This is a genomic window from Xanthomonas sp. WHRI 7065, assembly GCF_040203115.2.
Lineage (GTDB): Bacteria > Pseudomonadota > Gammaproteobacteria > Xanthomonadales > Xanthomonadaceae > Xanthomonas > Xanthomonas arboricola.
Genome location: NZ_CP168194.1, coordinates 2,210,027 through 2,223,927 on the forward strand (window position 1 = coordinate 2,210,027; position 13,901 = coordinate 2,223,927).

General features: G+C 64.1%; 10 protein-coding genes. 6 read left to right on the forward strand and 4 right to left on the reverse strand.

Annotated features, from left to right (window positions below; genetic code table 11):
• Positions 1-146: 146 nt before the first annotated feature.
• Positions 147-1,184 carry a DUF1176 domain-containing protein gene (locus tag ABQY64_RS09565; protein WP_349780698.1) on the reverse strand — a complete coding sequence of 346 codons (1,038 nt, stop codon included), beginning with the start codon at positions 1,182-1,184 and terminating at the stop codon, positions 147-149.
• A 100-nt stretch (positions 1,185-1,284) separates the two neighbouring features.
• The gene (locus ABQY64_RS09570) at positions 1,285-2,499 is read right to left on the reverse strand and encodes an acyltransferase family protein (protein WP_349780707.1); all 1,215 of its coding nucleotides are present in this window, start codon (positions 2,497-2,499) and stop codon (positions 1,285-1,287) included.
• A 152-nt stretch (positions 2,500-2,651) separates the two neighbouring features.
• On the opposite strand from ABQY64_RS09570, the gene ABQY64_RS09575 reads away from it, so the two are divergent.
• The 5 genes from ABQY64_RS09575 (at position 2,652) to ABQY64_RS09595 (ending at position 10,120) form a co-directional block, all read left to right on the forward strand.
• Positions 2,652-3,572 carry a LytTR family DNA-binding domain-containing protein gene (locus ABQY64_RS09575; protein ID WP_349780699.1) on the forward strand — a complete coding sequence of 307 codons (921 nt, stop codon included), beginning with the start codon at positions 2,652-2,654 and terminating at the stop codon, positions 3,570-3,572.
• 233 nt (positions 3,573-3,805) lie between these two features.
• A protein-coding gene (prfB, locus tag ABQY64_RS09580; protein ID WP_102254087.1) for a peptide chain release factor 2 occupies positions 3,806-4,931 on the forward strand; the annotation gives its coding sequence in 2 pieces (ribosomal slippage) (positions 3,806-3,880 and positions 3,882-4,931; 1,125 coding nt in all).
• A 209-nt stretch (positions 4,932-5,140) separates the two neighbouring features.
• Entirely contained in the window at positions 5,141-6,658 is a 1,518-nt protein-coding gene (gene lysS, locus ABQY64_RS09585; protein ID WP_104576814.1) for a lysine--tRNA ligase, read from the forward strand.
• A 140-nt stretch (positions 6,659-6,798) separates the two neighbouring features.
• Complete coding sequence (locus ABQY64_RS09590) at positions 6,799-7,935, forward strand: HD-GYP domain-containing protein (RefSeq protein WP_024937712.1); 1,137 nt, start codon at positions 6,799-6,801, stop codon at positions 7,933-7,935.
• A gap of 37 nt (positions 7,936-7,972) precedes the next feature.
• The gene (locus tag ABQY64_RS09595; RefSeq protein WP_349780700.1) at positions 7,973-10,120 is read left to right on the forward strand and encodes an ATP-binding protein; all 2,148 of its coding nucleotides are present in this window, start codon (positions 7,973-7,975) and stop codon (positions 10,118-10,120) included.
• A gap of 54 nt (positions 10,121-10,174) precedes the next feature.
• On the opposite strand, the gene ABQY64_RS09600 is transcribed toward ABQY64_RS09595, so the two are convergent.
• Together ABQY64_RS09600 and ABQY64_RS09605 are read right to left on the reverse strand one after the other, a co-directional pair.
• Positions 10,175-11,044, reverse strand: coding sequence for a crotonase/enoyl-CoA hydratase family protein (locus tag ABQY64_RS09600; RefSeq protein ID WP_349780701.1), 870 nt, complete (start codon positions 11,042-11,044; stop codon positions 10,175-10,177).
• A 474-nt stretch (positions 11,045-11,518) separates the two neighbouring features.
• Positions 11,519-13,201 carry a long-chain fatty acid--CoA ligase gene (locus tag ABQY64_RS09605; protein ID WP_039521407.1) on the reverse strand — a complete coding sequence of 561 codons (1,683 nt, stop codon included), beginning with the start codon at positions 13,199-13,201 and terminating at the stop codon, positions 11,519-11,521.
• 97 nt (positions 13,202-13,298) lie between these two features.
• On the opposite strand from ABQY64_RS09605, the gene ABQY64_RS09610 reads away from it, so the two are divergent.
• Positions 13,299-13,748, forward strand: a complete 450-nt coding sequence (locus tag ABQY64_RS09610; protein WP_349780702.1) for a nuclear transport factor 2 family protein — start codon at positions 13,299-13,301, stop codon at positions 13,746-13,748.
• The last annotated feature ends 153 nt before the right edge of the window (positions 13,749-13,901 follow it).

The following is a 13,901-nucleotide window of genomic DNA, read 5'->3' on the forward strand; positions in this document are numbered from 1 at the left end:
GGACGGCGCACCCACAGCCGGCATGCACTTGGTGGTACATGCCGCAAGTGGCGCCTGCCTGATGATGGCGGCAAAGTAGTTCCGTTCGCCGCTCAAGGCGTCTTGCAGGGCAGTGCAAGCGCACGCTCGCACCGTTCTCGCCTCGATCAGGGCGCCTTCTTGACCTCGGTCACCAAGGTCGGCAATTCCCACGCCCCGCCAGCGGCCACCAGCCGACACAGGCCGGAGGTGGATTTGGAGGTCGGCACAAAACGGCGGCCGTCCCAGGTCCAGCTGGCCTCGCTGTAGCAGTCGCCCAGGCCGCGGCCCTTCTGCGATGCAAGGATGGTGGAACCGTCGATATCGCTGGCGTGCGTGGTCACCAACGTCGGCGCGAACGGCGCGCGTGCATTGATGACCCAGAAACCGGTGCCGACGTTGTAGGCGCCCATCCAGCAGTCGGTCGAGACCAGCAGTTTGTCGCTGCTGAGCCGGGTAACCGTCAGCGGCTCGGTTGCGTCACCGGCCTGCAGTCCCTTGCATTCCTCATCGGCCGGCAAGCTGGCACGCAGTGCTTGATAGAGCGCCGGCAGTGTGCCCAGGCGCGCATCGGCTGCTTGCGTTGCTGCGAGTCTGACTGCTCGCACCTGCGGTGCGGGCACGGCCGGCAGCACTGCAGCGTCGTCGCGATCGCCCTTGCGCACCAGTGCGCCACGCGTGCCCAGCCGACCCTGGAACTCGTCCATCTTCAGCAGCACCGCTGCGGCGCCGCGGTCGGACAGCTGCCAGCGGCGACCATCGTTGCCGAGCGCCACGATCTTGCTGCTGCGGGTCAGTGCGGCCAGCAGCGCGGTCACCTGCGCGCTGGTCAGCGGAGCGGTGCCGCTGTCGCGATTCAGTGTCAGCTTGCCCAGGTCGCGCTGGTCGATGCGCAAGGTGAGCGATGCCGGCATCTTGATCTCGTCGTACTGGCCCAGCACCAACTCGGCGGTGACCGCTTGCCCGGCACCGGCCTTGCGCGTCAGCAAGACCGATACCGGCGTGCTGCCGTCGTCATCCGGCTGATAACCGGCAGCGCGGCAGGTGCGGGTGTTGTCGCAGGCGATGGTCCAGTCCTGGTGATCGAAGGCAATGCCGACCGGCGCATCGGCAAGGGCGGCGACGGGTGCGAGCAACAAGGTGGCGGCAAGCAGGGTAGGGCGCATGGTGTCTTCGAAAGAGCGTATCCGGCGGGCATCTTGCGTTGCTGCCGACGGGCCGTCCAGTGCGTCGCATGCCGAAGCGGGACACGCCTGCGCAACATTTTCATGACGGCACCGGCGCGCTGTCGGTCTTGCTCGCCGGTCGCGGCCTGCGTGCACGCAATCCGAACAAGGGACGCAACCAGCGCACCCGGCGGATCGCAAACTCATGCAACGCCAGGCAGCCGATCACGGTGGCGGCGATCACCAGCGCCGGCTCCAGCCAGGCATTCAGATGCAGCGGCATCAGCCAGTACAGCGTCACGATGATCAGGCTTTGGTGCAGGATGTACCACGGGAACACCGCCTCCGTGCAGTACGGCAGCCAGCGGAACGGGCGATTCCATCGAAGCCTTGCCCAGCCAAGAATGGTCAGCAGCGCCAGCCAGGTGTAGGCGGCCCGTGCGCCGTGTTCGATCGCCTCCCACGGCAGCGCGGCCAGCGGTGCACCCAGTTGCGCAGTCTGCCCCTGGATGCTGGCATAGCGAATGCCCAGTTCGGTGCCGATCGCCACAAGTGCGGCGCCCAATGTGAGCCAGCGCAGTTGTACGGCCAGCTGCCAGAAGCGCTCGCGGCGTGCCAGCAGATACCCCAGGACGAACAGCGGGAACGATTCGGCGTGCACGAACCAGTCGCCAAACAGGGCGTGGGTGGGCGGATGCCGCGGCATCACCCACAGCACACAGAACGCTTCCCACAGGATCGGCAACAGCAGCAGTGCCGGCACCACCAGCGCAGCGGGCAAGCGCGGCCACGCGGCCAACCGCAGCGGTCGGGCCAGCGACACCAGCGCCATCAAGGCAATGGTGTAGGGCAGCAAATAGGCCAGATACCACAGATGGTTCCAGGTGATGCCGTGCTCCCAGCCATCGAAACTGCCGGCCGGCCATGGCCGCACCTGCCAGTAGCGCAGCAGGAAGCTGCCGAAGCCCGGGCTGACCTTGCCGTTGCTCACGCCCTGGCAATAGGCCTGCACCGCGACCACCACGAACATGCCGAACAACAGCGGCGGCAGCAATCGCCCGCAGCGCTGCAAGGCAAAGCGCCAGGGCCTGGCCTGCGGCCGCGCCAGCCCGATCGCGATGCCGGAGATCATGAACAGCAGGGGCATCCGCCAGCGGTTGAGCACGATCATCGGCCATTGCAGCCACTGCGCGGTGTGCACACTCTTGAGGTGGAAATCCCAGTCGGCCACATAGGCCATGCCCACGTGATAGAGGATCAGCAGGGCGAAGGCGAAGACGCGCAAGGCATCGATATCGTGACGGCGTTCGGTCATGGTGGTGTCGACAGGAGGCATGCCCGCATCCTCGGCAACGCAGGCCGCAAGCAGCTGCGCCAAGGGCGGCAATGTCGTCCCCGAGTGACCAGTTGCGGTCCCACAGGGACGAACTGGGGACGGCAAACGGGCGGTTTGCATAGAATGCGCGGATGAATTCACCTGTGTCCGGGGCTATCGCACACGAGACCGACAGCGATGCCAGCGCGGGCAGGCGCTGGGTAGCGTTGATCTGGCTGCTGGTTTTCTATGGCAGCGCGCTGGGCAACACCGCGAGCACATGGCTGGCGGCACGGCGCGACGGTCAGCCGCTGCTGCTGTGGCAGGTGCTGACCTGGGAGCTAAGCAGCGCGACTGTCTCACTGCTGCTCTTGCCGCCGCTGATCTGGCTCTGCACGCGTTGGCCATTGCATGCCGATGTCTGGCGGCGGCGCGTTCCTCTTTATCTCGCGGCCGCACTTGTCTGGTGGCTGCTGCACGTGAGCGGCATGGTGCTGCTGCGCAAGCTGGTCTATCTGGCGGTCGGTGCGCACTACGATTTCGGTGCCTTGCAGTTGCAGTGGCTGTATGAACTCTCCAAGGATCTGCGCACCTTTGCCCTGCTGGTGGCGTTACGACATGCGCTGGCATGGTATGGCCGGCGTCGGCAGGGCGAGGCACATCTGCTGGCCGCCCCGGACGAGGGCCCGCCGGTCGAGCCGCTGGACCGTCCGGAACGTTTTCTGGTGCGCAAGCTGGGGCGCGATTTCCTGGTCGCCACTGCCGACATCGAATGGGTCCAGGCGTCGGGCAACTACGTCAATCTGCATGTGCGCGGCCACGATTACCCACTGCGCAGCACGATGGCCGCGATCGAGGCCAGGCTCGAGCCGTCCGTGTTTGTGCGCATCCACCGCAGCTACCTGGTGCAGCTGGCACGCATACAGGCGATCGAGCCGCTGGAATCCGGCGACGCCCGCGTGCACCTGGCCGACGCCACCGTGCTGCCGTGCAGTCGCCGTTACCTGGCCGCGTTACGGGCGGTGGCAGGGCAGGCGCCTACACCGCAGCGTGTCGAGGCCGCACAGGGCTGACCGGTTGTGCGGGCTGTCAGCCCTGCGATCGTGCCGAGGGCTTCGCGGTGGCAGATGAGCCCAGGCGCTCGTCGTCTGAGCCGCCTCCTGGCTGCCTTGTTCCGGTCTGAGCTTGCAGTGCTCGCCATGACGTCCACGGCCGGCACGAAACTGCGGCCCGTCACGATCGCCACCGCGTTCCGCCACCGTCGCCCGCTTGCTAAACTAGCCAGCTTGTTTGCCGGAAGTCCGTCATGATCGAAACCAATCCGATCCGCCAGCGCATCACCGATCTCAACGATCGCGTGCTCTCGCTCAGGGGGTATCTTTGACTACGACGTCAAGAAAGAGCGTCTAGAAGAAGTCAGCCGGGAGCTTGAGAGCCCCGATGTGTGGAACGACGCCGAGCGCGCGCAGGCCCTGGGCCGCGAGCGCTCGATGCTGGAAAAGACCGTCATCGGCATCGCCGATGTGCTGACCGGCCTGAGCGATGCCGGCGATCTGCTGGAACTGGCCGAAAGCGAGCAGGACGAAGACACCGCGGTGGCGGTGATCGCCGATCTGGACAAGTACCAGGCCCATGTCGAAAAGCTGGAATTCCAGCGCATGTTCTCCGGCCAGATGGACGGCGCCAACGCGTTCGTCGACATCCAGGCCGGCGCCGGCGGCACCGAGGCGCAGGACTGGGCCGAAATCCTGTTGCGCATGTACCTGCGCTGGGCCGAGTCGCGCGGCTGGAAGACCGAGCTGATGGAAGTGTCCGGCGGCGAAGTGGCGGGCATCAAGTCGGCCACGATCCGCATCGAGGGCGAGTACGCCTATGGCTGGCTGAAGACCGAGATCGGCGTGCACCGGCTGGTGCGCAAGTCGCCGTTCGATTCGGACAACCGCCGGCATACCAGCTTCACCTCGGTGTTCGTGTCGCCGGAAGTGGACGACAACATCGAGATCGACATCAACCCGGCCGATCTGCGGACCGACGTGTATCGCTCCTCCGGCGCCGGTGGTCAGCACGTCAACAAGACCGAATCGGCAGTGCGTATCACGCATATTCCGACCAATACCGTGGTCGCCTGCCAGACCGGCCGCAGCCAGCACCAGAACCGCGACAACGCGATGAAGATGCTGGCGGCCAAGTTGTACGAGCTGGAGGTGCAGAAGCGCAACGTCGAGCGCGACGCGCTGGAAGCCACCAAGTCCGACATCGGCTGGGGCAGCCAGATCCGCAACTACGTGCTCGACCAGAGCCGCATCAAGGATCTGCGCACCGGCATCGAACGCAGCGACACGCAGAAGGTGCTGGACGGCGACCTGGACGAATTCGTCGAGGCCAGCCTCAAGGCCGGTCTGGCGGCAGGCTCCAAACGCCTGGATGCCTGACCGTAGCAAGACGTCGCCGCGCCCGCCGCGCAGCGACGTCTTCCGCGGATGCTGCGATATGTGCAGCGCCGCGCAGCCTGTACATCGCCACGCAATTCCATTGCGCCGTGCAGTTGTCACCGATACACCGTAAAACGCAGGAACCGGCCAGCCCGGTTCCGCATTCTCCACCGGGCACGCGCCCGACCTATCGCAGACCGATTCCCGCCATGACCGAACAGACCCCCGCGCCGCAGATCCCCGCCGACGAGAACAGCCTCATCGCCGAGCGTCGCGCGAAACTGGGCGCGTTGCGCGGCCAGGGCATCGCCTATCCCAACGATTTCGTGCGCGAACACTTCGCTGGCGATCTGCAGGCCGAGTTCGCCGATGCCGACACCTGGACCTCCGAGGCGCTGGAAGCAAGCGGGCGCACGGTCAGGATGGCTGGCCGCCTGATGGCCAAGCGGGTGATGGGCAAGGCCAGCTTTGCGCAGATCCAGGACGAGTCCGGACGCGTGCAGCTGTTCCTGCAGGGCAATGTGCTGGGCGATGCCTATACCGCGTTCAAGGGCTGGGATGTCGGCGACATCGTGGCGGTGGAGGGCGGGCTGACCCGCACCAAGACCGGCGAGCTGTCGGTCAAGGCCAGCGCGTTGCGCCTGCTGACCAAGTCGCTGCGTCCGTTGCCGGACAAGTGGCACGGCCTGTCGGACGTGGAGCAGCGCTATCGCCAGCGCTACGTCGATCTGATCGTCACCCCGGAGGCGCGCGAGGTCTTCATCAAGCGCTCCAGGATCATCCGCGCGATCCGCGCCTGGCTGGATACGCGCCGCTTCCTGGAAGTGGAAACGCCGATGATGCATTACATCCCCGGTGGCGCCACCGCCAAGCCGTTCACCACCCACCACAACGCGCTGGATCTGGACCTGTACCTGCGCGTGGCGCCGGAGCTGTACCTCAAGCGGCTGGTGGTCGGTGGGCTGGAGCGGGTCTACGAGATCAACCGCAACTTCCGCAACGAGGGCGTGTCGACCCGGCACAACCCCGAGTTCACCATGCTCGAGCTCTACGAGGCCTATGCGACGTACCACGAGATCATGGACCTGACCGAGCAGGTGATCCGCGACACCGCGCAGTCGGTGCTGGGCACCGCCCAGGTGAACTGGGACGGCGCCGCCATCGATCTGGCGCCGGCTTTCCGGCGCTGGCGCATGGATGAGGCCGTTCGTCACCACAATCCGGAGATCAGCGCGGCCGATTGCACCGATCGCGATGCGCTGCTGCGCCATTGCGAGCGGCTGAAGATCAAGGTCAAGCCGTCCTACGGCTGGGGCAAGTTGCTGCTGGAAATCTTCGAGGCCACCGTGGAACACACCCTGGTGCAGCCGACCTTCATCACCGACCACCCGGTCGAGGTGTCGCCGCTGGCACGTTCCAGCGACACCGAGCCGGGGTATACAGACCGCTTCGAGCTGTTCATCAACGGCAAGGAGCTCGCCAATGGCTTCTCCGAGCTCAACGACCCGGAAGACCAGGCCGCACGCTTCCAGGCGCAGGTGCAGGCCAAGGACGGTGGCGACGACGAAGCGATGCATTACGACGCCGATTACATCCGTGCGTTGGAGTACGGCATGGCGCCGACCGGCGGCCTGGGCATCGGCATCGACCGCCTGGTGATGCTGCTGACCGGCAGCACCTCGATCCGCGATGTGCTGCTGTTCCCGTACATGCGTCCGGAAGCCTGATCTTTTTTGTGCCGTCGGCGTGCCGACGGCACAGATACTGCATATGCTAGAGCGGAGCCCCGAATGGCGTATCGTCGGGGGAGTCGGCACAGCGGCCGGCGTCATCGCTTTTCCGTTCTCGGGATAGAGGAGCAACGGCTATGCAGGATGTTTTGGGTAATCTTGCCGGCGTATCGTCGGCGGATCCATCGGGAAGCTGGTCGGAAAAGGCGGATCTGGGATTGAACATCGTCATTGTCGATGACCAGATGTCTGCGCGGACGATGCTGCGCCACGTCATCGAGGACATCGCACCGGAGTTGAAAGTCCACGATTTCGGTGACCCGCTCGACGCGCTGGCGTGGTGCGAGGCCGGACGGGTGGACCTGTTGCTGCTCGACTACCGCATGCCCGGCATGGATGGGCTGGAGTTCGCCCGGCGTCTGCGCCGGCTGCCCAGCCATCGCGATATTCCGATCATCCTGATCACCATCGTCGGTGACGAGCCGATCCGCCAGGCGGCGCTGGAAGCGGGCGTGATCGATTTCCTGGTCAAGCCGATCCGCCCGCGCGAACTGCGTGCGCGCTGCGCCAATTTGCTGCAGCTGCGTCAGCAGAGCGAAAGCGTCAAGCAACGCGCACTGTCGCTGGAGCAGCGTCTGCTGGCCAGCATGAACGAGGTCGAGGAGCGCGAACGCGAGACGCTGTCGCGGCTGGCGCGTGCCATCGAGTACCGCGACTCGGGCACCAGCGCCTTCCTGGAGCGCATGTCGCACGTGGCCGGCCTGATCGCCGAGCAGCTCGGCTTGTCGGAAGAAGAAGTGCGCATCATCGAGATGGCCGCACCGCTGCACGACATGGGCAAGATCGCCATTCCCGATGCGGTGCTGCTCAAGCCGGGCAAGCTCACCGACGACGAGATGAGCATCATGAAACGGCATCCGCGGATCGGCTACGAGCTGCTCAGCGGCAGCCAGAACCGCTTCATCCAGGTCGGCGCCCTGATCGCGCTGCGTCACCACGAGCGCTACGACGGCACCGGCTATCCGGATGGACTGGTGGGCGAGGCGATTCCGCTGGAAGCGCGCATCGTGGCGGTGGCCGACGTCTTCGACGCACTGCTGTCGCCGCGCCCGTACAAGGAGGCCTGGACCATGGACGCCGCGCTGGCTTATCTCTACGCACAACGCGGTCGCCTGTTCGACCCACGCTGCGTGGATGCGCTGCTGCGCGGCCGCGCGCAGCTGGACCAGATCTGCGGCGAATTCTCGACCGCATCGGCACGACCCGGGGTGTAAAGCTATGAATCCGTTCGGAAGGATCCGGCAGCGGTTGATGAATCGACCTGACAGCGAACATGGCCAGGCGATCGTCCGCATCGTTCTGATCAGCCTGATCCTGTCGTATGTCCTCGTGCCGAGCGTCCGGCACAGCTTGCCGCTGCACCAGCACACCGGTGTCTTGGTCATCGTGCTGACAGGCCTCGGGCTTGGCCTGGCCTTGTTCGGATGGCTGCTGTGGCGACCCGACCGCTCGGATGCGCGTCGCATCCTGGGCATGCTGGCCGATTACGGGCTGATGGCAGCCGGCATGATCCAGATGGGCGAGCCGCTGGCCTGGGTCTATGTCGTGGTGATGTGGGTCACCGTCGGTAACGGCCTGCGCTACGGCAACCGCTATCTGTATCTTGCGGTGGCAATGGCAGTGGTGAGTTTTTCCACGACGCTGTCGATGACCGAATACTGGCAACACAACCAGCGCCTTGGGGTCGGGCTTGCGGTTGGTCTAGCCGCCGTTCCGCTGTATTTCTCCAGTCTGCTGCGGCAGTTGACCCGTGCAACCGCCGAGGCGCGCCGCGCCAGCGAGGCCAAGAGCCGCTTTCTGGCCAACATGAGTCACGAGTTCCGGACACCGCTGAACGGTCTGTCCGGCATGACCGAGGTATTGGCAACGACGCGTCTGGACGATGAGCAGCGCGAATGCCTGAAAACCATTCAAGCCTCCACACGCAGTCTGCTGGCACTGGTGGAAGAGGTGCTGGACATCTCGGCCATCGAAGCCGGCAAGCTGCGGATCAACGCATCCGACTTTGCTGTGCATGACACCTTGCAGGCAATCGGTCTGATCCTGGAGCCGCAGGCCAAGGCCAAGGGCTTGCGTTATCAGGCAACTATCGCCGCAGATGTCCCTCCCCGTGTGCACGGGGATGCGGGACATCTGCAGCAGATCCTGCTCAATCTGGTCGGCAATGCGGTCAAGTTCACCGACCACGGCGGTGTCCAGTTGAAGGTGGCGGCCACCGAGGCCAGTGGCCGCGCTGGTCTGCTGCTCCGTTTTGAAGTGCTCGATACCGGGATCGGTGTGCCGATCGATATGCGTCCGCGTTTGTTCGAGGCGTTCGAACAGGCGGACACCGGACTGGCGCGCCGGTTCGAAGGCAGCGGCCTCGGAACGACGATCGCCAGGGGGCTGGTGCAGTCGATGGGTGGCGCGATCGGGTTTGAGGAAAATCCCGAAGGCGGCAGCTTGTTCTGGTTTGAACTGCCGTTCGGCCTGGCGACTGCCAAGCCTGCAGCAACTCCGTCGCCTGTGCTGCACGAGACGGAGTCCACCACCATACCGGGCAACGTGATTGCGTTTGCCGATCCGTTCCTACGTCACCGTGCCCGCGTGCGTAGCATGCAGATCCTGGTGGCAGACGACCATCTGGCAAATCGCCTTGTGCTGCAGCGGCTGCTGCAAAAAGCAGGGCATCGCGTGACCTGTGTTGATGGCGGCGAAGCCGTCCTGGATGCGTTGGCCGAAGCCGACTACGACGCGGCCATCGTCGACCTGCACATGCCTGGTGTCAGCGGTCTGGACATGTTGAAGCAGCTGAGGGTCATGCAGGCCGGTGGTAAGCCGGGAACCCCGATCGTGGTATTGAGCGCTGATGTCACCCCCGAGTCGATTCGCAGCTGCGAACAGGCGGGCGCCTATGCATTCCTGGCCAAGCCGGTGGCGGCGATCAAGTTGCTGGATACGCTGGCCGAAATCGCCGTCAACCAGAAGCTGCGCCAAACCGATCTGAGCATTGGTACCCGTAGCGCGGCGCCAAGCGGCGCAGTCCTCGATCCTGCCGTGCTCGACGAGCTGGCGGAACTGGGGATGGGAAATGAGTTCGAACGCGAGTTCATTCAACAATGTCTCAGCGATGCTGCGGCATGTGTTGTCCAGCTCGGTAAGGCGGCGGCGGACGGAGACTGGGCACGTCTGCGCGAGCATGCTCACGCGGTCAAAGGTGTTTCCAGCAATCTCGGGCTGGTGATGTTGGCCGAACAGGGCGGTGAGTTGATGCGCCTGCCGGAAGCGCAGCTGCGAGCAGAATGGAGTCAAAGACTGGAGCAGCTGAAGACTGGTTTGAAGCTTGGGCGCGAAGCGCTCGCCCAGCGTGCTCAAAATAAGTCCGACGGAGGCGTCAGCGGGAATGGCGACCGTGGGTAAGCGAAGCCCGGCAATAGGCCGGGCCTGATTCCCCCAGTATTGGATCCACCAAAATCAGGCGACACCCGCGCCTGCGCGGCGGTTCTGTGCTTTGACCAAACGGCCCATCGTGCGCAGTGATTTCTCACTGAGTGCCAGGGCCGTGTCTACCCAGACTTCGGTGATGCGCAGCAATTCCTCGTAAGGCACCGCCTGCGCGAGATTGCGTGCGGCGTTCATCCCCAGATAGGAGTGGGAGATGCGCTTTTGCTGGCGAATCAGCGTTTCGGTGGCAACCACGCCTTGGCCCTTCGGTACGAGTACGTCCACGATCCCCATCGCATGCATTTCTTCGCTGCTGTAAATGCGTCCATCGAGAATGATTTTTTCCGCCAGATGGGGCGAAACGCGACGGCACAGGAAGGAATACGCGCCCATGCCCGGAAACAGGCCGAACAGGACCTCGGGCAGTCCCATGCCGATGCCTTCCTCGGCCACGATGGTATGGCAGGCCAGGGCCATCTCCAGCCCGCCTCCCAATGCATCGCCCTGCAGCAGCGCAATGCTGCGCACATCCCCACCGAAGCCGGTATGCAGGTGATGGACGCCTTCCACGCAGCGAATGGCATACCGCATGAGTTGCTCGCGATTCTGTTCGCGGATCAAGCGTGCGAACAGGTCCAGATCGCCACCGAGATTGAAGGCATCCGCGTCGGAGGCGAGTACGAAATGGCGCAGTTCCCCACTGCGTCGCTCATGCGGGGCGCGGGTGATGGAGCCCATGACATCCCAGATGTCGTCCAGTAACTCAGGACTGCAGCAGGGACGTATGCCAAAAGGCGCATCGGCATGCATGAACAACCAGTGGGTGCCGTCAGCAGCCGAAGAATCGACCCGAATGGTGGAGTGGGGACGACCGAGGGAAATCTTTTCAATCGTGTTCATGGGCGTGATCCTGGAAAAGCCCGCAGTGGGAGAGTGAACGCCGGCGGGCGCGCGCGATCCACTCCGAATCGATGCTACACCGGCACTATCTCCATGAACGCAGAGGGCTTCCTTTCTATCCGGTGAGCCCTATGACCTGAATCTTTCAGTGAATTTCCGCAAGCAAAAGTAGTTTATTGTGAATTGCACATTCTTGAAATTATGTGTTCCGTGATTCTGTCTTCTGGGTCCACCGAAGTACTCCCTGGGAGACTTTCATGAGCTCTAAAAACGCATGGTATTTCCATGCATCGGAACGGCGCAGATAACCAAGTGCAAATCGGCCCTTATTCCGGCGCGCGCGTCATCGCACGCTGGCCGTCCGAAGCGAACGTTCCGTCCGAAGCGTTCAAAAACAAACGCCCGCAAGCCTGGCGGCAGTGCGGGCGTTGGATAACAGCCGGGTGGCTGTCGATCTACGCTGGCGTAGGTGGATTATCCCTTAGGCGCATCCCGCAATTCGCGGCGCAGGATCTTGCCGACATTGGTTTTCGGCAGTTCCTTGCGGAATTCGATCACTCGCGGCTGCTTGTAGCCGGTCAGGTTGGCGCGGCAGTGCGCCTTGACGGCGTCGGCGGTCAGGGCAGGGTCCTTCTTCACGATGACGGCCTTGACGATCTCGCCGGACTTCTCGTCCGGTACGCCGACGGCGGCCACTTCCAGCACGCCGGGCATCTCGGCGATCACGTCCTCGATCTCGTTCGGATATACGTTGAAGCCGGACACCAGGATCATGTCCTTCTTGCGGTCGACGATGTAGACGAAGCCCTGTTCGTCCATTCGCGCGATATCGCCGGTATGCAGCCAGCCATCGGCATCCATGACCTTGGCGGTTTCTTCGGGCTTCTTCCAGTAGCCCTTCATCACCTGCGGGCCCTTGATGCACAGCTCGCCGATCTCGCCCAATGGCAGCGCCGCGCCGGCGTCGTCCTTGATGCAGGCATCGGTGGACGGAATCGGCAGGCCGATCGAGCCGTTGTAGTCCTTCAGGTCCATCGGGTTGATGCAGGCGGCCGGCGAGGTTTCGGTCAGGCCGTAGGCCTCGACTAGGGTCAGGCCGGTGACCTTTTTCCAGCGTTCGGCGACCGAACGTTGCACCGCCATGCCGCCGCCCAGGGTCATCTTGAGCGACGAGAAATCCACCTGATCGAAGCCGGGGGTATTGAGCAGGCCGTTGAACAGCGTGTTGACCCCGGTGAAGGCGGTGAAGCGGGTCTTCTTCAGTTCCTTGACGAAGCCGGGCATGTCGCGCGGATTGCTGATCAGGTGATTGCAGCCGCCGATCTTCATGAAGACCAGGCCGTTGGCCGTCAATGCAAAGATGTGGTACAGCGGCAGCGCGGTGATCACCACCTCGGCGCCTTCTTCCAGCTTGCCGGTGCCGGCAAGCCACTGATGGGCCTGCTGCATGTTGGCCACCAGATTGCGGTGGGTGAGCATCGCGCCCTTGGCCACGCCGGTGGTGCCGCCGGTGTACTGCAGGAAGGCGATGTCGTCGGGCTCGATCTGCAAGGTCGGCATGCTGTGCTTGCGGCCCAGCGCCAGTGCATCGCGGAAACGGATCGCGCCATTGAGGCGGTAATCGGGCACCAGCTTCTTGACGTACTTGACGACGAAGTTGACCAGCGCCGCTTTCGGGAAACCGAGCATGTCGCCCAGCCCGGTGGTGATCACCTGCTTGACCGGGGTGTCGGCGATGACCTGCTGCACGGTGGTGCCGAAGTTGTCGATCACCACCAGCACGCTGGCGCCGGAGTCGATCAGCTGATGCTTCAGCTCACGCGGGGTGTAGAGCGGATTGACATTGACCACGGTCAGGCCGGCACGCAGGATGCCGAAGGTGGCGACCGGATACTGCAGGCAGTTGGGCATCATCAGGGCGACGCGGTCGCCTTTCTTCAACTGCAGTTCGCCAAGCAGATAGGCGGCGAATTGTTCGACCAGCTGATCAGCTTCGCGATAGGTGATGGTCTTGCCGAAGCTGTGATACGCGGGGCGGTCGGCAAACCGCTTGACCGAGGTGGCGAACACCTCGGCCACGGTACGGAACTGCTCCAGATCGATCTCGGCGGCGACGCCGGCCGGATAACTTTGCAACCAAGGACGTGCCTGATTCATCTGCCCCCCTCCAGGGTATTCGGTACGTGACGCGGTGTGTTCCACGGCACTACAACAGCAGTCAGCATACCGTCATGGATGGAAAAGGCGAAGCGTGATGCAGAGCAGCATTCAAGCGCGGTGGCAGGTCGGGTTGGTCGCGGTTTTGGTCGTGGCCCTGAGCGGTTGCACGCGTGCCGCACCGGAGCAACGGTTGCGCGCAACACTGGAAGCGATGCATCAGGCGATCGAGGCGCGCGAGATTGGCGAGGCAATGACGCCGGTGGCCGATGACTTTGTCGGCGAACAAGGGCTGGACGCAGCCGGCCTGCGGCGATTGATGCAACTGCAGATGCTGGGCAACCGCCGCATCGGCGTAACCCTGGGGCCGGTGGATGTGCAACTGCGCGATGACACCGCGCGCGTGCGCTTCACCGCGCTGCTGACCGGTGGCAGCGGACGCTGGCTGCCCGAGCAGGCACAGACCTATCAGGTGACCACCGGCTGGCGCCTGCAGGACGGCAACTGGCAGCTGACTCACGCGCTATGGGAGCCCGCGGGGCGCTGAGCACGGCAACTCCGGTGTGCGCATCGTCAGGCGAGCGCGGCCGGTGTCTGGTGGCAAGGTATCTCCCCCGTTGCGCTGCGTCGCGTGCAGCGTCTTGCTGCCTCCGACGACGGTTCACCTGCCCGGCGTTGGCGAGTTCTGGCCACCCAAAAC